Source organism: Enterobacter sp. MGH 37 (assembly GCF_000534515.1).
In the GTDB taxonomy this organism is placed as follows: Bacteria; Pseudomonadota; Gammaproteobacteria; order Enterobacterales; family Enterobacteriaceae; genus Enterobacter; species Enterobacter kobei.
Genome location: NZ_KI973206.1, coordinates 1768101 through 1785364, shown reverse-complemented (window position 1 = coordinate 1785364; position 17264 = coordinate 1768101). Strand labels below are relative to the sequence as shown.

At 53.0% G+C, this 17264-nt stretch carries 14 protein-coding genes; 10 read left to right on the top strand and 4 right to left on the bottom strand.

Annotated features, from left to right (window positions below):
* The first annotated feature begins 95 nt into the window (after positions 1–95).
* Genes L383_RS02910 through L383_RS02925 form a run of 4 tightly spaced genes read left to right on the top strand, consistent with a single transcriptional unit; the run spans position 96 to position 4842 of the window.
* Positions 96–1967: an amidohydrolase gene (locus L383_RS02910; RefSeq protein ID WP_023331927.1), complete on the top strand. Its 1872-nt coding sequence runs from the start codon at positions 96–98 to the stop codon at positions 1965–1967.
* Positions 1967–2374, top strand: a complete 408-nt coding sequence (locus L383_RS02915; protein WP_014882379.1) for a DoxX family protein — start codon at positions 1967–1969, stop codon at positions 2372–2374. Before L383_RS02910 ends, L383_RS02915 begins: the two co-directional genes overlap by 1 nt.
* Positions 2371–3990 carry an MFS transporter gene (locus tag L383_RS02920; RefSeq protein WP_023331926.1) on the top strand — a complete coding sequence of 540 codons (1620 nt, stop codon included), beginning with the start codon at positions 2371–2373 and terminating at the stop codon, positions 3988–3990. The genes L383_RS02915 and L383_RS02920 overlap by 4 nt, the downstream gene beginning before the upstream one ends.
* Before the next feature lie 30 nt (positions 3991–4020).
* Complete coding sequence (locus tag L383_RS02925; RefSeq protein WP_023331925.1) at positions 4021–4842, top strand: alpha/beta fold hydrolase; 822 nt, start codon at positions 4021–4023, stop codon at positions 4840–4842.
* Here L383_RS02925 and L383_RS02930 read toward each other — a convergent pair.
* Both L383_RS02930 and L383_RS02935 read right to left on the bottom strand, forming a co-directional pair.
* Positions 4805–6226: an MFS transporter gene (locus L383_RS02930; protein WP_023331924.1), complete on the bottom strand. Its 1422-nt coding sequence runs from the start codon at positions 6224–6226 to the stop codon at positions 4805–4807. The two genes, L383_RS02925 and L383_RS02930, sit on opposite strands and share 38 nt — an antisense overlap.
* A 50-nt stretch (positions 6227–6276) precedes the next feature.
* The gene (locus L383_RS02935; protein WP_023331923.1) at positions 6277–7365 is read right to left on the bottom strand and encodes a cellulase family glycosylhydrolase; all 1089 of its coding nucleotides are present in this window, start codon (positions 7363–7365) and stop codon (positions 6277–6279) included.
* Between the two features lie 185 nt (positions 7366–7550).
* On the opposite strand from L383_RS02935, the gene L383_RS02940 reads away from it, so the two are divergent.
* Positions 7551–8558, top strand: coding sequence for a LacI family DNA-binding transcriptional regulator (locus tag L383_RS02940; RefSeq protein ID WP_023331922.1), 1008 nt, complete (start codon positions 7551–7553; stop codon positions 8556–8558).
* On the opposite strand, the gene fosA is transcribed toward L383_RS02940, so the two are convergent.
* Positions 8544–8969 carry a FosA/FosA2 family fosfomycin resistance glutathione transferase gene (fosA, locus tag L383_RS02945; protein ID WP_023331921.1) on the bottom strand — a complete coding sequence of 142 codons (426 nt, stop codon included), beginning with the start codon at positions 8967–8969 and terminating at the stop codon, positions 8544–8546. The two genes, L383_RS02940 and fosA, sit on opposite strands and share 15 nt — an antisense overlap.
* A 199-nt stretch (positions 8970–9168) precedes the next feature.
* Here fosA and trpS point away from each other — a divergent pair, with 199 nt between their 5' ends.
* Entirely contained in the window at positions 9169–10170 is a 1002-nt protein-coding gene (gene trpS, locus L383_RS02950) for a tryptophan--tRNA ligase (RefSeq protein ID WP_023331920.1), read from the top strand.
* 43 nt (positions 10171–10213) lie between these two features.
* On the opposite strand, the gene L383_RS25735 is transcribed toward trpS, so the two are convergent.
* Positions 10214–10669, bottom strand: a complete 456-nt coding sequence (locus L383_RS25735) for a SymE family type I addiction module toxin (protein WP_023331919.1) — start codon at positions 10667–10669, stop codon at positions 10214–10216.
* A 301-nt stretch (positions 10670–10970) separates the two neighbouring features.
* Between L383_RS25735 and L383_RS02955 the strand changes: the two genes are divergently transcribed.
* The 4 genes from L383_RS02955 (at position 10971) to L383_RS02970 (ending at position 17261) form a co-directional block, all read left to right on the top strand.
* Positions 10971–11840: a phosphorothioated DNA-binding restriction endonuclease gene (locus tag L383_RS02955; protein ID WP_023331918.1), complete on the top strand. Its 870-nt coding sequence runs from the start codon at positions 10971–10973 to the stop codon at positions 11838–11840.
* 264 nt (positions 11841–12104) lie between these two features.
* Entirely contained in the window at positions 12105–13562 is a 1458-nt protein-coding gene (locus L383_RS02960) for an ATP-binding protein (RefSeq protein WP_023331917.1), read from the top strand.
* Position 13563: 1 nt separating this feature from the next.
* Complete coding sequence (locus L383_RS02965) at positions 13564–16323, top strand: Z1 domain-containing protein (RefSeq protein ID WP_023331916.1); 2760 nt, start codon at positions 13564–13566, stop codon at positions 16321–16323.
* Positions 16320–17261 (top strand): PD-(D/E)XK motif protein, encoded by a 942-nt coding sequence (locus L383_RS02970; protein ID WP_023331915.1) that lies wholly within the window; start codon positions 16320–16322, stop codon positions 17259–17261. Before L383_RS02965 ends, L383_RS02970 begins: the two co-directional genes overlap by 4 nt.
* The last annotated feature ends 3 nt before the right edge of the window (positions 17262–17264 follow it).

Sequence of the window (17264 nt, the reverse complement as noted above, 5' to 3'; positions counted from 1 at the left end):
TTATACTTTGGTATACCTATCCTATTGTATAACTGGATCTTTGCCGAAACCGGTTCCCATAATCCTGACCATTCCCCTCTCAGTCAGGAGCAGTTATGGTTACCCTCGGTAAAGCCGATCTCATTCTGGTTAATGGCCAGTTTCATACCGTCGATCGCGAGAACCCCATCGCGGAAGCCGTTGCCGTGCGCGATGGAAAATTTCTGGAAGTGGGTACCGTCGCTGAGGTGATGCAACATCACTGCGACGGTACGAAAGTGGTCGATTTGAAAGGCCACACCGCCATCCCCGGGCTGAACGATTCACACCTGCACCTCATTCGCGGCGGGCTGAACTACAACCTCGAGCTGCGCTGGGAAGGCGTGCCGTCGCTGGCAGATGCCCTGCGGATGCTGAAAGAGCAGGCCCTGCGCACCCCGTCGCCGCAGTGGGTACGCGTGGTGGGCGGCTGGACCGAGTTCCAGTTTGCCGAACGCCGCATGCCGACGCTGGACGAGATCAACGCCGCCGCCCCGGACACCCCGGTTTTCATCCTGCACCTCTACGACCGCGCCCTGCTCAACCGCGCCGCGCTGAAGGTGGTCGGCTATACCAAAGACACGCCGAACCCGCCGGGCGGCGAGATCCAGCGTGACGCCAACGGCAACCCAACCGGGATGCTGATTGCGCGCCCGAACGCCATGATCCTCTACGCCACGCTGGCCAAAGGACCGAAGCTGCCGCTGGAGCAGCAGGTTAACTCCACCCGTCAGTTCATGCGCGAGCTGAACCGTCTGGGGCTGACCAGCGCCATCGACGCGGGCGGCGGCTTCCAGAACTACCCGGAAGATTACGAGGTGATTGCCGAGCTGCACGAGAAAAAGCAGATGACCATCCGCATCGCCTACAACCTGTTTACCCAGCGTCCGGGCCACGAGCTGGAGGACTTTGAGAAATGGACCGACATGCTCACGCCGGGCCAGGGAAGCGACTTCTTCCGCCATAACGGCGCGGGCGAGATGCTGGTCTTCTCCGCCGCCGATTTTGAAGATTTCCTCGAACCCCGCCCGGATCTCGCGCCGGGCATGGAGGACGAGCTGGAGCGCGTGGTGCGCCATCTGGTGGAGCACCGCTGGCCGTTCCGCCTGCACGCCACCTATAACGAATCCATCAGCCGCATGCTGGACGTCTTCGAGAAGGTGAACCGCGACATTCCGTTCAACGGCCTGCACTGGTTCTTTGACCATGCGGAAACCGTCACCCAGGCCAACATCGACCGCATCAAAGCGCTCGGGGGCGGCATTGCCGTCCAGCACCGTATGGCCTTCCAGGGCGAGTACTTTGCCGAACGTTACGGTATCGAAGCCACCCGCCATACACCGCCGGTGGCGAAAATGCTGGAGACCGGGGTACCGGTGGGCTTAGGCACCGACGCCACCCGCGTGGCGAGCTACAACCCGTGGACCGCGCTCTACTGGCTGGTCTCCGGCCGTACCGTCGGCGGGATGCAGATGTACGACCACAGCGCCCGTCTGGATCGCGATACCGCCCTGATGCTCTGGACCCAGGGCAGCGCGTGGTTCTCCAGCGAGCAGAATCAGAAGGGGCAGATCAAGGTCGGCCAGCTCGCCGACCTGGCCGTACTCAGCAAAGACTACTTCCGCGTGCCGGAAGAGGAGATCAAGGGCATCGAGTCCGTCCTGACGGTGGTCAACGGCGATATCGTCTACGCGGCAGGCACCTTTGGCCCGCTCGCGCCGCCCGCCATTCCGGTTCTGCCCGACTGGTCCCCGGTCGTGAAAGTACCGGGCCACTACCGCAGCGCGCCGCCGCAGGCCGCACGCGTGGGCATGAGCGCCGTTCACCACTGCAGCGGCCCGTGCGGGGTCCACAGCCACCAGCATGATTTTGCCCGCACGTCAGAAATGCCGGTGTCCGACGATAACGCTTTCTGGGGGGCGCTGGGCTGCAGCTGCTTTGCATTCTGATGAAAAACACGCTTGCTCCGCCCCGGGTTGACCTGGGGCTGTTCTTCCTGCGCCTGACCGGCAGCCTGCTGCTGCTGTACGTGCACGGCCTGCCAAAGGTGCTGCACTTCAGTGAAGAGCTGACGCGTATTGAAGATCCGTTCGGCTTCGGGCCCTATGCCAGCCTGATCCCGGCCATCGTCGCCGAGGTAATTTGCCCACTGTTTATCATTGCGGGCGTGTATACCCGCCTGGCGTGCCTGCCGATTATCGCCGTGCTGCTGGTGGCGATGCTGGCGGTGCACCCGAACTGGTCGATTGCCGAAGGGCAGTTTGGCTGGCTGTTGCTGATTATCTTTACCACCCTTGCCCTCACCGGCCCGGGCCAGTGGCGATTGCAGCGTAAGGCAGCGGAGAGGTTCGCATGACCCAGGTTAACGACGTTCGCGACGCACACGTCGAGACGACGCACACATCAACGGTTTCGCCCTGGCAGCCGCTAAGCCAGCCGGTGTTCAGGATGCTGTGGATCGCCACGGTGGTCTCTAACGTCGGCTCATGGATGAGCGACGTCGGCATCAACTGGAGCATGCTGACCCTGAGCGCCGATCCGCTGGACATCGCGCTAGTGCAGGCGGCCAGCAGCCTGCCGATGTTCCTCTTCGCCCTGCCGTCCGGGGTAATGGCGGATATCGTCGACCGACGTAAATACCTGCTCTTCTCCCAGCTGTGGGTGTTTATCGCCGCCGCCGGGCTGACGGTGCTCTCCTTCACCGGACACGTCACCCCCGCCGTTCTGCTGGTGGCGACGTTTCTGCTGAGCGTCGGCGCGGCGATGAGCTCGCCGCCGTTTCAGGCCGTGGTGCCGGACCTGGTGAGCAAGCCCGAGCTGGGTGCCGCCGTGGCGCTGAACTCGCTCGGGGTAAACATCAGCCGGGCGATTGGCCCCGCGCTGGGTGGTTTTCTGCTGTCGCTCGCCGGGCCGTGGATGGTGTTTGCCCTGAACGCGCTGTCCGTGGTCGGCGTGGCGTGGGTACTGTGGCGCTGGCGTCAGGCCCCGACCGTGCAGCGTCTGCCGCCGGAGCATTTCTTCTCGGCGGTGCGATCCGGCATTCGCTACGTGCACGCCGCGCCGGTGCTGCGCAACGTGCTGGTGCGCACCGTGGCCTTCTTCGTTTTCGGCAGCGCAGGCTGGGCGTTACTGCCGCTGGTGGCGCGCCGCGAGCTGGGCTTAGGCCCGGCGGGCTACGGCGTAATGCTGGCGTGCATTGGCCTGGGGGCGATTGCCGGTGCGATTCTGCTGCCGCGCCTGCGCCAGCGGCTGAATGCCGACCGCCTGATGGTGGCCGCCAGCCTGACCTTTGCCCTCACCATGCTGGCGCTGGCGTTTGTGCGCCACGTCTGGCTGCTTAACCTGTTTGAGTTTTTCACTGGCTTCGCGTGGATTGCGGTGCTCTCCACCCTCAATCTCGGCGCGCAGCGCAGCGCCGCCCGCTGGGTGAAGGCCCGCGCGCTGGCGGTGTATCTGACGGTGTTCTTCGGCTCGATGACCGCAGGCAGCGCCCTCTGGGGGCAGATCGCCTCCCGGTTCGGTACCCCAACCTCGCTGGTTGTCGCCACGCTGGGGATGGTGCTGGCGAGCGCGACGGTGTTCCGCTGGAAGCTGGAGAAAGATCCGGACCTGAACCTCGACCTGAGCGGTCAGCCGCTGGACGGCGTAGAGATTGACCTGCCGAACGAACGCGGCCCGGTGCTGGTCTCGCACGAGTACCTCATCGACCCGCAACACGCCAAAGCCTTCCTGGAGGCGGTCCACGAGCTGCGCCGGGTGCGCCGCCGCGCCGGGGCGATGAGCTGGGCGGTGTATGAAGATATCGAGCGCCCCGGTCTGTTTATCGAGACCTTCCTGATGGGCTCGTGGATTGAGCATCTGCGCCAGCAGGAGCGCCACACCATGAATGACCTCCTGCTGCAGAGCCGCGTTCTGGCTTTTCATCAGGGCACAACCTCACCGGCTATTCGCTACCTGGTCGCGCCGGTATAACCATAACCATCACCTGTACAGGAACACACTATGGCAACGTTTAAGGCAAAAGACGGCACGCAGATTTACTACAAAGACTGTGGCGCGGGTAAACCGGTTCTCTTCAGCCACGGCTGGCCGCTGGACGGCGACATGTGGGACAGCCAGCTGAACTACCTGGCCGAGCGCGGCTTCCGTGCCATCGCCTTTGACCGTCGCGGGTTTGGCCGCTCGGATCAGCCGTGGAACGGTTACGACTACGACACCTTTGCGTCCGACATCAATGACCTGATCACCACCCTGGATCTGCGCGACGTGACGCTGGTGGGCTTCTCCATGGGCGGCGGCGACGTGACCCGTTACATCAATAACTACGGCAGCTCACGCGTCGCCGGTCTGGCGCTGCTGGGCGCGGTCACGCCGATCTTCGGTAAATCCGACTCCTTCCCGCAGGGTGTAGATCAAAGCGTATTCGACGGCATTCGCGACGGACTGCGTAAAGATCGCGCCCAGTTCATCAGCGACTTCGCCACCCCGTTCTACGGTACCAACGCCGGACAAACCGTTTCTGCCGGTGCCATGACCCAGACGCTGAACATTGCCCTGCTGGCATCGCTGAAAGGCACCATCGACTGCGTGACCGCGTTCGGCGAAACCGACTTCCGCCCGGATATGGCGAAAATCGACGTGCCGACGCTGGTGATTCACGGCAGCAACGACCAGATCGTGCCGTTTGAAAGCACCGGCAAGCTGGCGGCAGAGATGATCAAAAACGCCACGCTGAAGGTGTACGACAACGCGCCGCACGGCTTTGCGCTGACCCACCAGGACCAGCTCAACGAAGATCTGCTGGCGTTTGTGAAGTCGCTGTAATTTTCTGTAGGCCGGGTAAGGCGCAGCCGCCACCCGGCGCTTTCGCAGACGCGTTCCGCTCTGCCAGCAGCCGACAAATCTCCGCATGCTTCTCCTCGGTAAAGGTAAAGCGCGACATAAAGCCCATTCGGATCAGCGACCCTATCGCCGGCAGCAGGCAAATCCCGAAGAACAGCCCCGACAACACGCCTTCACTCTGGATCTGCGCCTGCGGCACGTAGCCGATCATCGTCAGGAACACGCCGATTAACCCGCCGCCCACCGCCACCGACATCTTGCCGGTAAAGGTCTGCCCGGAGAAGGTGATCGCCGCGCAGCGCTTGTGGGTGTGGTACTCCGCGTACTCGATGGTGTCGGCAATCATCGACGAGGTGAGGATGTTGGTCATCATCACAAACAGGGTGCTCAGGCCGAGCAGGATAAACAGCATCGTCACCTGCTGATACCCGACAAACCACATCACCACGCGCACCGCCACGTCCAGCCCGCAGAGGATCATAAATAACTTCCGCTTCTGCATCCGGCGCGTCAGCATCGGGGCGACCAGGCACAGCACTGCCGCGACAATCCCCATCACGCCAATCGCCATCTGCAGGCTGCCGTCGCCCAGGTTGTTGATAAAGAAGTAGATATACAGCCCGCCCGCCACGTTATGGAACACGCAGAAGAAGAACGACAGCAGGACGATAAACAGCGGCTTGTTCTGACGCAGGTTGTGGAAGGTATCGCGGATGGTCACCTTTTCCGGGCTCGGCGGCACGCGCTCTTTGATCTGCATAAAGCCGTTAAGCATCAGCGGCAGCCCCACCAGCATCATCACCAGCGCCGCCATAAAGTAACCTTTGTCGTTACTGTACTGGGCGAAAAACGCCGCCAGCTTCGGGAAGAAGATATTAGCGCAGGCAATCCCGGCGTTCACCCCGAGCATCGCCGCCGTCACCGCGCGGGTGCGCTGGGCGGAGTCGTTGGTCATCACCGACGACATCGACCAGAACGGAATATCGGAGATGGCATACAGCGTCCCCCACAGGATGTAGGTCACCCCGGCGTAGAGGATTTTGGTGGTCATGTCCGCTTCAATTTTATAGAACGACAGCAGCGTGACGCCGGTGATCAACAAAGGGGCGATCAGCAAAAAGTGGCGAAACTTGCCGAACCGGCTGTTAATGGTGTCCATAATGCTGGCAAACAGCGGATCGTGAACAGCGTCCCACGCGCGGGCAATCAGGAAAATGGTACTCGCCGCCAGCGCCGAAATGCCCAGCACGTCGGTGTAAAAATAGTTAATAAACGAACCCACTAAACCAAAGCTAAAACACTGACCTAAACCATAACCAAAATAAGACCACAACTCGCGAGACGGTATTTTCATTGTCATTGCCATTGTTATATGCCTGCCTGGTTGCCCGGCGGTGGACCGCCGGGTCGATATTATTAGTCCTGCGCCTTCGGGGCGATCTTGCGCAGCTGCTGCATCAGGGCGATTTCACGGCGTGAGAACGGAATGCCGTTTTCCTCAAACACGTCGTGGAACCAGAGGCGGCAGTAGTCCGTGGACTCCTTCATCACCACCGGCCACGGCAGCCACGTCTGGGTTTTGCCGCGCACCAGCCCCCACTGGTACGGCGCGACCTTCGCCGCATACATCAGCGGGAGCTGCTCTTCGATGGTGCTGCCCACGTGGCGCGCCAGCCATTCGGTGCAGAACAGCGGACGACCGAGCGTTTGCAGCTGCTGGATTATCGCCGTCATGCGCCCGGTATGGGTGTAGGCGTGGAAGCTCACCACGTCCGAGAGCGCCAGCGCTGTCTGGTCCAGCGGATGCTGGAAGAACGTTTCGCCCTCCTCTTCCGGCGGCAGACGCCAGGCGCAGACGGTGAGCGGCTGGGTCGGGTTCTCCTCACGCACCCACCGGAACGCCAGCTTCATCAGTTCATGGGCGCAGATCTCCAGCTTCGCGTCGTACTGCACCTCCTGCGTGCCCGTCGCGAAAATGCCGCGGTTACCCGGCTCGTTATAGAGATCCCACAGCAGCACGCGCTTGTCCGCGCGGAACTGGCGGACAACGTCGCGGATATAGCGCTCAACCTGCGGCCAGCAGTCGGGATCGCACACCTTATCCCGCCCCGGGCTCGCCGCCGCCTGGCTGTTGTGCTTGCCCGGTACGGGCGGCTTTTGCGGGCCGAGGTACGGCTCGTCGCCGGAGAAGCCACAGTCGTCCATCAGGGTCAGCATGGTGCTGAACCCGCGGCCGTCGGCTATGGTCAAAAACCGGTCGATGCGCGCCATCAGCCCGTCGCGGTCATGCTCCCAGACGATAAACGGCAGGTTGATGCGCAGGGTGTTGTAGCCCGCCTCCGCCGCCCAGCCCAGTTCGCGGTCGATGGTCTCGGCATCGAAGGTCTCTTCCTGCCAGATATCGGTCCAGTTCACCGCCGTCGACGGCAAATAGTTAAACCCGCACAGCCAGCCCTTTTGTTCGTACCACGCCTGTGCCTGCTCCCTGCTCCACTGCTCTTTCATTACGCGTCCTCTTACTGATAATATTTAGCTAATAAATATTAGCTGCGGGTTAAATGCGCAAATCACGGCACGCCGAAAAGCGACGGCCTTCACAAAGTTCGCGCTTCGATAAATGAGAAACGTGATCGACGGCGCGTAAGCGCGCGGTTAGGGTATGATGCGAATTCGCGAAAGGGAGAGGACGGATGAAGCGAAAACCGAAAGTGACGATGAACGATATTGCGCGGGCGGCAGGGGTGTCGCAGGCGACGGTATCGCTGGTGCTTAACCAGTCCCGCAACATCAAGCTCAGCGACGACACCCGCCAGCGGGTGATAAACGTCGCCACCGAGCTCGGCTACGACCGCCTCCCCGCCGTTCACGCCCCGCGCAACCAGGAAGAGATCGCCCTGCTGGTCAGCTCCATGCAGAGCTTCGACCCGTTTATTGACGCCATCAGCCAGGCGCGGGAAGCGGCGTGGCGCAACGAGACCCTGCTCACCGTTTACGACTACGGCGACGACATCGAGTTGGCGCTGAACATCATCCGCCAGCTGGAGAAGCGCAACTGCATCGGGATTATTCTCGCGTCTCCGGTCACCACGCTGGTGGACATGACGGCCTTCGAGGACTGCACCCGCATCCCGCTGGTGCTGCTCAACCAGCGCGACCCCGGCTCGCCGCTGCTGCCGTCGTTTATTCCGGACGACTACGCCAACGCTTTTCAGGTCACTAAACACCTGATTGCCTGCGGGGCGACGCGCATCGCCCACATTACCGGGGAGAGCTGGATGGAGGCCTCCCGCCAGCGTCTCGCGGGCTACCAGGCGGCATTACAGCAGGCCGGACTCGCGTGTGACGACGGCCTGGTGCGCCAGACCAACTGGCAGTTCAGCGAGTCCTTTACCGCCACCACGTCCCTGCTGGAACTGGCCGAGCGCCCGGACGCCATCTTCTGCGCCAGCGACTGGCTGGCGATTGGCTGCTATCAGGCGCTGGCGGTGAACGGCGTGCGCATCCCGCAGGACATGCTGCTGGCGGGCTACGACGACCAGAAGATCTCCGAGCAGCTCACTCCGCCGCTGACCAGTATCCAGCTGCCCTACAGCGAGCTGGGACGGCTGGCGGTGGAGTACCTGTGCAATCAGGAAGATGCCGCCACGCACGTGACGCTGGCGGGCAGGCTGAAGGTGCGCGCCTCAAGCCTCGTCTGAGGTAAACACCATGCCCGCATAGGGCTTCTCGCGACACGCCGCCAGCCGCGCGGCGAGGCTGCCCACGTGCAGCTCCAGCTTGTGCCCGTCCGGGTCGAGAAAATAGAATGACGCCCCCTCGCTTTTGTTCTGCTTCCAGACGGTGACGCCCGCCTGCTCCAGCTTGTTTGAGAACGGTTCAAAATCCGCCTCCGCCACGGTAAACGCGTAGTGGGTGTAGTCGCTCTCCTGCGGCGGCACATACTGGCGCGCCTCGTCGTACGACAGGCAGACCCACAGATCGCCGCAGGTGAGATAGGCCCCGGTATTCCAGCGGGCGTGGAGCGTCAGCCCCAGCAGCTCGTGCCAGAAGGTGATGCTTTTTTGCAGGTCGCTGACCGCGAGGGTCAGGTGATTGAATGATTGCATCATAATGAGCCCTTTTGTTTTTCGCGCCGGACGTGATACGGTAAAGAGATGAACATAAACCACGCCGTGCTCACCGTAAACCGCTGGTGGCTGCCTTCTTAAAGGCGGCTCGGAGTTGTTTTCCCCATTTTCAGATAGCCGCCGAAAGGCGGCTTTCTCACATCTAAGACCCCTTTCGGCAACTGCACATTAAGGAGTCTTTATGAACGCACCAACCATCCTCACCGGCGACCGCCCAACCGGCCCGCTGCACCTCGGCCACTTCGTCGGATCGCTGCGCCAGCGCGTGGCGCTCCAGCAGACTCACAGCCAGTTTGTGCTGATTGCCGACCTGCAGGGGCTGACCGACAACGGCAGCAACCCGCAAAAAATCCGCGACAACATCCCCGAAGTGCTGGCCGACTACCTCGCCGCGGGCATCGACCCGAACCTGACTACCATCTGCCTGCAGTCCGCCCTGCCCGCCCTCGCCGAGCTGACGATGCTGTATATGAACATCGTCACCGTCGCCCGCGTTGAGCGTAACCCGACGGTGAAAAACGAGATTGCGCAGAAGGGCTTTGCCCGCTCGCTGCCGGTCGGGTTTATGGCCTACCCCATCAGCCAGGCGGCGGACATCACGGCGTTTAAGGCCGAGTGCGTGCCCGTCGGCGACGACCAGCTGCCGATGATTGAGCAGACCAACGAGATTGTGCACAAGATGAACAGCCTGCTTCCCGCCCCGGTGCTGCGCCACTGTAAGGCGTTGCTGAGTGACACCAGCCGCCTGCCCGGCATCGACGGCAGCGCCAAGATGTCGAAATCGCTCGGCAACACGCTGCACCTTTCGGCCAGCGAAGAGACCATTCATCGTGCGGTCAGCGCGATGTACACCGACCCCAACCACCTGAAGGTGAGCGACCCGGGGCAGATTGAGGGGAACGTGGTGTTTACGTATCTCGACGCGTTTCACCCGGACAAGGAGAAAGTGGCGGCGATGAAGGCGCACTATCAGACGGGCGGGCTGGGTGACCGGGCGTGCAAGAACGAGCTGGAGGGGTGTTTGCAGGAGCTGATTGCGCCGATGCGGGAGCGGAGGGCGATGTTTATGCGAGATAAGGGGGAACTGATGGCGATGCTGAAGCGCGGGACCGAACGGGCGCAGGGGGTGACGCAAGGGACGTTGAGGGAGGTGAAGGTTGGGTTGGGGGTGCCGGTGTTTTGAGGACGGCTTAAATAATAATCCCGGCACAGGGCCGGGATATTTATCAAGCGTTGCGCTTAATGACCGGAATATCGCCGGTGTCATTTAACGCGCCCGGAAACGTTTTTAACCACTGCGCGACTTTCTGCTTATTTATATTCACCACACTCATGCCTTCCAGGCATCCCCATAATTCTCTTGTATGTTGTGGCGTGATCACAATGCAGTCTTTCATGACGCGAATTTTTACGGGCATACCGTTGATAAAGCCCGAACGGGTTAACCAGTCGCCGCCCAGCAGAAGGTATTTCATGTCTATGCGCGCATACAGTTCGCAGCAGGCGGCACTGTCCTGCGGCGTTTCCGCTCGGGGATGAATGGGTGCCGCGTTGGGCGGGTTGCCGTGAAGGCGGCGGGCGCTGTTTTTGCGTACCAGCTCGCGGTTTTCAATCATGCCGGTGAAAGCGTCTGATTCTGTTTTGCAAACAGTAAACTCTGGCTTAAAATTCGTCGCAGCCATTTTCAACTCCATTCTAGTTGGTTGTGGTTAGCGGTATGGGGGTGTTGCAGCACCTTCATATCGCGAATTCTCTCTTTAAATATTCCTTGATACTTCCTTTGCCGTTCGGCGTAATTTCTGGTGCTCATTATACAGGACTGAATATAAATACAGCAGTTTGGTGTGGGGTAAATTTGGAATTTGCGAGGGGGATTCAGGAAATAGAGTTCTTTGCGGTAAGGTCATGTTTTTGTTGGTTGTGGGTTGATTGGTCTGGGTTTTGCGAGCATCATCGCAATTATTTACCTTCTTCCGTAACGCGATGGCTTCCAGCAAAACTCTCGAACAGGCAATTGCCGACATCACCATCTGGCGAAAAGGCGAGCAGCGTGCGCCGCATAAGCCTTTATTGCTTCTGTACGTGCTGGCGAACTATCAGCAGGGACATGCGCGACTGTTTGATTACGGAACCGAGGTTCACGAGCAGCTGCTTAGCCTGTTAGAACGCTTTGGCCCACAGCGGAAGGCACATTACCCAAATATGCCCTTCTGGCGACTCAAAGGGGACGGATTTTGGGATCTTCAGAACACTGAGTTCTGTTCGACCACTGGCAGTAAGCAACCGCCTGTTAAAGAACTTGTAGAACAGAAGGTCGCCGGAGGTTTTGATGAAGAACACTTTGCGCTCCTGGGTAAGAACAAAAACCTGATCGGCTCGCTCGCGCAGCAGATCCTCGAAGCGCACTTTCCTGAGAGCATTCAGGAAGAGATCGCGGATGAGATGGGCTTTAATATTCAGCAAATCCGTAAGGTTCGCGATCCGCTGTTCCGCCAGCAGGTTCTGCGAGCTTATAACTACGAGTGCGCAATCTGCGGGTTTAACATGCGACATGATAACGCCTCTGTAGGACTTGAAGCCGCGCATATTAAATGGAAGCAGTTTGGCGGGCCGTGTGAGATCCCGAACGGACTGGCGCTGTGTGCGATTCATCATAAGGCGTTTGATAAGGGATCGATTGGACTAGATGAGAGTATGCGGGTGCTGGTGTCTGAGGCGGTGAATGGGAATGGGGTTGTTGGGCTGTTGTTTTGGGATTTTGTCGGGAAGCAGATTGCGTTGCCTTTAGTAAAAGGGAATCATCCGGGAGAGGGTTTTGTGGAGTGGCATCGGAGAGAGGTGTTTAAGGGGTGAGTAAAAAAAGGGCTAGTTTTTGATATATCCAAAGCAAAATGCTCTATGACCCAAGTAGCTTAATATTCTATGCAAAGTGTATGAGGAGCACTGTCCATCAAGCTTCTCTGTAGGGATAAAGACTTCAATACCTTTTACGACATATGAATAATCAGCATTCAAAATGTTTGGTGCTAACATGGTCAAACAATTGATAATTTATATTTGCAAATCAGCCTATTATCGTAAAAAATCCTTTTTGGAATCTTTTCATTGGGGTCTGACATGAAGAGCATATCTTTGCCACCATATGCACCAACTTTGATCGAATCAACTCGAGCCATTGGCTATACTTTAGAAGCCGCTGTAGCCGATATCATTGACAACAGTATCTCCGCACAGGCCTCTTGGATTGATATTTTCTTCTTCCCGACTGGAAATTCATACATTGCTATAATGGATAATGGTTGCGGAATGGATGCGCAGGAGCTAGATGCTGCTATGCGTTATGGGAGTCAAAATCCAAACGTCAAACGCACTGCAAATGATCTGGGACGTTTCGGGCTTGGTTTGAAAACAGCGTCACTTTCTCAGTGCAGGACCCTAACAGTGGCAACGAAGCAGGGAAAACATATAGAGGCAAGGCGCTGGGATATTGACCATGTAATTGAAACTCAAGATTGGTCTCTTTTAATTCTTGAATCCGATGATGAAATAAATAAAATTCCACGCATTGAAAAGCTAAAAGAAATTAAGTCCGGCACCTTGGTTGTGTGGCAAAACCTGGATAGACTTAATGTAGGAGAGCTTAATTTTGAATGTTCAATGGGCAAAAAAATGGACGACATTCGGAATCATCTATCCTTAGTGTTTCATCGTTACCTAAGCGGGGAGTCGGGTCTAAAAAAAATAAACATTAGGATGAATAATACCGCCATTAATTATTTAGACCCATTTTTATCTCATCGAAACACTCAGATTATGTCAGACGAATCATTACAATGTGAAGATTCAAAAATAGTTATTCGTCCATATTTGCTTCCACATATTTCAGATTTAACCAAAAACGAAATTGAGACTCTTGGTGGAAAAGATGGTCTCAGAAAAAACCAAGGTTTTTATGTTTACAGAAACAAACGATTATTAATATGGGGTACTTGGTTTAGGATGATGCGCCAAGGGGAATGCTCTAAATTAGCTCGTGTACAAATTGATATTCCAAACGAATTAGACACAATGTGGACTTTAGATATTAAAAAGTCAAAAGCAATGCCACCTGAGGTCGTTCGTAACAACCTCGCGCCTATAATTCAAGGGCTTGCTGAAAAAAGTAAAAGAACATGGGAATTCCGAGGAAAAAGAGAAACAAACGATTCAATAGTACATATTTGGCAACGTTTCAAAGGGAAAAACGATGGTTATTTCTATAAGATAAATCGCAACCACCCGTTAGTAAAAACATTTCTCAATGATTCACAAAAAATAAAGAAAAATCTTGATGGGCTGCTAAAATCCATTGAATCCAGCATACCATTCAATCAATTATATCTTGATTTAACATCTGATAAACAAATTAAAAACGAATCTGAGTTAATCGACAAAGAGATTGAGTTAATGATAAAAGGTTTACTTGAACAATTTTCAACACGGAAAGCAAAAAATGATATGTTAGAGCAGCTAACCATTACAGAACCGTTTATGCACTACCCTCATTTAATCGAACATTATAAAGGGGAACATTGAAATGTCAGCAAGTAACATGGAACAATTGGAAGGCATAATATCTTCCAGTACAAACAAAGAATACCCTAATACCCCTCCAACAGAAGCTCAATTTTCAGATATCGCTGCTAAACTGAGAAAATTAATGGCACCTTTATATCCTGTTAGTGATGATGAATTCGATAAGCTCAGGCGGAGACTTGAAGAAAAAATCGTTGTTGAGATGGATTTAGGCACAGCAATTACTGATGAAAATCAAGAACATAAATCGTGGCTACCAGCGAGGCGAGCTAGTTTAGATTTCTATTTCTGGAAACGTTATAAAACATACCTAGAGGAGGCTAAAGGCTGGAATTCTCGTGTTACAGGTAGCCTTGATCGTGTCTCAGATGAGATTGTTGATTTACTAGGTGATCCTAAAAATGCTGAGCCATTTCAAAGAAGAGGATTAGTTATTGGAGATGTACAGTCGGGTAAAACAGCCAACTATACTGCCATATGTAATAAAGCTGCAGATACGGGTTATAATGTAATAATTATCCTTGCGGGTACTATGGAAAACCTTCGTCAACAAACACAAGAACGTCTTGATGAAGAGTTCTCAGGAAGAAAAAGTGAATACCTTTTAAATCCTAAGAGGGATATTGAAAATATACCAGTTGGTGTCGGTAAGCATGGGCATAAAAAAAGAATAGAATCATTCACGTCAGTTATAAAAGATTTTGATAAAAATATATTACGTCAAATGAGCCTGTCGTTACAAAGTGTTAATAATACAGTCTTGTTTGTCATCAAAAAAAACAAAAGCATCCTTGCAAATCTAAATAGATGGTTAAAAAGTAACAATGCTGATGCAAATGGTTTAATTGCGAAGTCATTACTTCTGATTGATGATGAAGCTGATAATGCATCCGTAAATACAAATGATTCGGAAAAAGATCCTACAGCAATTAATAAAGCGATACGCAGTTTGTTGAAACTTTTCCGTCAGGCATCTTACCTAGGTATTACAGCAACACCGTATGCAAATATATTCATCGATCCTGAAAGTGCTGACGAGATGACAGGCGATGATTTATTCCCGCGTGATTTTATTTATACGCTATCTCCTCCAACAAACTATATTGGTGCAGAGAATATATTTGGTGGGAATGAACAGTATCCTGCAAAATATAAAACCGCTCTTGAACCGATATATTCATCTGAAATGGATGATTTCTTTCCCTTTAATCATAAAAAAGAACATCATGTCACAGCATTACCGCCAAGCATGATAGAAGCAATGGCCTATTTTTTGCTAGCCACTGCTATTCGCGATATAAGAGGAGATTCCAACAAGCATCATTCCATGATGATTCACACTAGTCGCTTCACAAATATTCAAAATCAAATTCGTGATTTGGCTGGGGAATGGATAATAAAGATACGCTCTGACTTACAAAACTATGCAAATTTGTCTGAAGAAGAAAGCGAAGGTATATCCAGCATCGCTTATCTTAAAACAGTGTGGGAAAAACACGAGCTAGCTTTTAAAGCAGGCACGTCCAAACATCCACTGCCATGGTATGAATTCTTAAGTAAATATCTTTATAAAGCTGTGGCACCAATTGACGTAAGATCCGTTAATCAAAAAAGCGGCTCAACCGGACTTGATTATTTTAATCACAAAGACGATGGGCTACGTGTCATTGCGGTTGGAGGTAATAGTTTATCTCGAGGATTAACCCTCGAAGGATTATGCGTTAGTTACTTTTATCGTCGTTCTATTATGTATGATACATTATTACAAATGGGGAGATGGTTTGGATACCGTCCTAATTATGATGATTTATTCAAGATTTGGATTAGCTCAGAAGCAATTGATTGGTATGGATACATAACCGCAGCGGCCGAAGAGTTAAAACAAGAAGTCGCACGTATGAAAAATGCAAATCTTACACCGATGGATTTTGGTTTAAAAGTTCGTCAAGATCCTGCATCACTTATAGTTACTGCGAAAAACAAAATGAGAGCAGCGACCTTCGTGAAGCGTCCAATAACAGTATCTGGACGTTTACTTGAGACTCCCCGATTGAAGTCAGATACAATGTCCTTAAATATTAATGAGGAAACTTTTAAAGATTTTATCAATAGGTTGCCAGAGAATGGGGTTAGGGTTACCAGGAAAGATGAGAAGTTTTTCTGGAAGGATGTACATAAAGACGAAGTTGAACAACTACTTCGAGACTTTAAAACTCATCCTTGGCAACTTAATTTCCAAGGAGCTGCCCTTGCGGATTTCATAAGGGATGATTCAAATTTAGAAAAATGGGATGTGCACATCGCCCAAGGTAGTGGGTCTCATTTTTATCCATTAAATTATGGTAATCAAGAAATTTTGATTCAACCAGAATCACGTACAGTTAAAGCTGCAGGCTCACAAATCTGCATTAGTGGAACCAAAGTGCGTGTGGGGGCCGGTGGCGCAACCAAAATTGGCTTGACCGAAGAACAAAAGAAATCAGTCGAAATAAAATTTCGGACCGATAACCCTAAGGCCCAATATATCCCAGACAAAGCATATTTATGCATACCACGAAACCCTATTTTAATATTGCATGTAATTGAAGTTGACAAAGCAAGAAGTCAAATTGAAGGCAATATAAAAGTCCCTGACTATCTCTTTGCTTTAGGGATTGGCATCCCAGCAAATGGAAAAGAAAAAACAGCTAATTATATGGTCAACCCAATTGAGCTGCGCGACTATAATGATTTCATTGAAGATGAGGGAAACGACGAATGAAATTAACACCTGAATTACTTTCACAGCAATGGGACGATATAGATTATAAACAGGGTGGTTTTTTACAGATTAATATAATGCACCCTCTTGAGTGGCATATTGGTTATCAATCAATTAGCCAAAGAACTTTATTATTATTATGCAATGCTGATATCGAAGCGATCGAATCTTCAAAATCATTGATTGTTAGTCGTCGTCATAGAGAGAGTGACAATCGTTGGCTGTTGACCTTTGAGTTAGTAAATGACGCTCAACAAGATGTTTTTGCAATTTTATGTTGCGATATTATTGAATATTCAAGTGCGGCACAAAATGAACATGACTCTTTAGCTCTAGTTATAAATCGTTATCGACAATGGACTAGATTACTGGAGTCACAAAAAAATGGACTCATGGAGGAACATATACGCAAGGGACTTTTAGGAGAATTATTATTCTTAGAATATTACATGCAGAATTGTGATTCTAAGCTATATGCAGTTAATGGCTGGGCAGGTGCCGAGGCAGGCGATCAAGATTTTATGTACGCAGAAGGATGGTATGAAATAAAGGCAACAGGTATATCATCATCAACCGTTACGATTTCTTCTTTAGAACAATTAGATTGTATTGAAACTGGGGAACTTGTAATCATGAGAATTGATAGAGTAGTTTCAAATAAAGCAGACGCGATATCACTGAATGACGTCGTTTACCGGATAAGGGAAAAACTCTTATCACACAAAGATGCATTTGAATTATTTCACCAAAAACTTACCCATTACGGCTATATAGACATACAAGAATACTCAGATACAAAATATTACTTCTCTAAAATGGAAAGATTTACAGTTGATAAGTCATTTCCTAGAATTTTAAAAAGCACAATACCAAACGAAATAGTTTCACTCAGTTATGAGCTAAGTTTACCAGCATTAAGCAAATTCCTAAAAGGATAAAAA

What these genes read in the sequence shown, in the direction of transcription:
- L383_RS02940 (WP_023331922.1), top strand. Translation starts at nt 7,551, where the DNA reads ATGAAGCGAAAACCGAAAGTGACGATGAACGATATTGCGCGGGCGGCA.
- L383_RS02930 (WP_023331924.1), bottom strand. Translation starts at nt 6,226, where the DNA reads ATGGCAATGACAATGAAAATACCGTCTCGCGAGTTGTGGTCTTATTTT.
- L383_RS02935 (WP_023331923.1), bottom strand. Translation starts at nt 7,365, where the DNA reads ATGAAAGAGCAGTGGAGCAGGGAGCAGGCACAGGCGTGGTACGAACAA.
- L383_RS02910 (WP_023331927.1), top strand. Translation starts at nt 96, where the DNA reads ATGGTTACCCTCGGTAAAGCCGATCTCATTCTGGTTAATGGCCAGTTT.
- L383_RS02965 (WP_023331916.1), top strand. Translation starts at nt 13,564, where the DNA reads ATGTCAGCAAGTAACATGGAACAATTGGAAGGCATAATATCTTCCAGT.
- L383_RS25735 (WP_023331919.1), bottom strand. Translation starts at nt 10,669, where the DNA reads ATGGCTGCGACGAATTTTAAGCCAGAGTTTACTGTTTGCAAAACAGAA.
- L383_RS02915 (WP_014882379.1), top strand. Translation starts at nt 1,967, where the DNA reads ATGAAAAACACGCTTGCTCCGCCCCGGGTTGACCTGGGGCTGTTCTTC.
- L383_RS02960 (WP_023331917.1), top strand. Translation starts at nt 12,105, where the DNA reads ATGAAGAGCATATCTTTGCCACCATATGCACCAACTTTGATCGAATCA.
- L383_RS02970 (WP_023331915.1), top strand. Translation starts at nt 16,320, where the DNA reads ATGAAATTAACACCTGAATTACTTTCACAGCAATGGGACGATATAGAT.
- L383_RS02925 (WP_023331925.1), top strand. Translation starts at nt 4,021, where the DNA reads ATGGCAACGTTTAAGGCAAAAGACGGCACGCAGATTTACTACAAAGAC.
- L383_RS02920 (WP_023331926.1), top strand. Translation starts at nt 2,371, where the DNA reads ATGACCCAGGTTAACGACGTTCGCGACGCACACGTCGAGACGACGCAC.
- trpS (WP_023331920.1), top strand. Translation starts at nt 9,169, where the DNA reads ATGAACGCACCAACCATCCTCACCGGCGACCGCCCAACCGGCCCGCTG.
- fosA (WP_023331921.1), bottom strand. Translation starts at nt 8,969, where the DNA reads ATGATGCAATCATTCAATCACCTGACCCTCGCGGTCAGCGACCTGCAA.
- L383_RS02955 (WP_023331918.1), top strand. Translation starts at nt 10,971, where the DNA reads ATGGCTTCCAGCAAAACTCTCGAACAGGCAATTGCCGACATCACCATC.